Annotated in this window: 2 protein-coding genes; one reads left to right on the top strand and one right to left on the bottom strand. The window is 44.4% G+C overall.

The window, feature by feature from the left end:
* Positions 1-624: substrate binding domain-containing protein (locus A3763_RS20515; protein WP_068760422.1), on the top strand; the 624-nt coding region annotated here is incomplete at its 5' end.
* 10 nt (positions 625-634) lie between these two features.
* Here the strand turns inward: A3763_RS20515 and A3763_RS28980 are convergent.
* Positions 635-837: SGNH hydrolase domain-containing protein (locus A3763_RS28980; protein WP_197483021.1), on the bottom strand; the 203-nt coding region annotated here is incomplete at its 5' end.

The raw sequence follows: 837 nt of genomic DNA on the forward strand, positions 1-837 counted from the left end.
AAGCCTTCAGGAATATTAAGAGTGACTTCGCCTTACGCCTATGAAGACCCATTTATGTCTGAACTGATGGCGAGCTTTATGGAGAAGTACCCCGAGGTTAAGCTTCAGAACCTGGTTAATCAGCGTAAAGTAGACCTGATTGAAGAGAAGATCGATTGTGCGATCATTGCTGGTCATTTGGATGATTCCAGTCTTGTCAGGCGTGGTTTGGGCTCGGCTGTCGTTGTTTACTGTTGTAGTCCTGCCTACATTAAGAAGTACGGTTACCCTGACAGTATTGATGACTTAGGTGGCCATAAATTAGTTCAGCTGGAAATCCCTGAATGGCTTAACCCTGAGCCGGATATACTGGTTGATTTGGTGGAAACACGTCTTGCCACCAATGATATGTTTATGTCTCGTCAGGCTGCCGTCGATGGTTTGGGAATCACCCGTTTACCTCGTGTTCATATCGCCAATGCGCTGGAAAAGGGTGAGCTGGTTGAAGTGCTCCCAGAGTATAACTTTGACTTACCTTTAAGCATCTTGTTCCCAAGCAATAAGCAGTTTACCACCAAACTGCGTGCGTTTATTGATCATATGGTTGAGTTTTCAGCCAAACATGCCAAGTGGGATTTTGGATAATCCCTATTGGCTAGTCAATTTTGAGTTGTGCATGATCCAGTACAATTCCGGCACCTGTTAAGCTTAAGTGATCGTCATCGAAATATAGTGCTTGGCCATCCCTTACTGTCGGACAGTATTCTTCAGAGCATATTGCTTCGAGAGGCTTAATTGCTTTCAGGTTATCACCAAATGGCAAGCTATCTAGTTTCTCAAGGATAAACGCATGACGCT

The sequence above is a fragment of the Oleiphilus sp. HI0128 genome, from assembly GCF_001635365.1.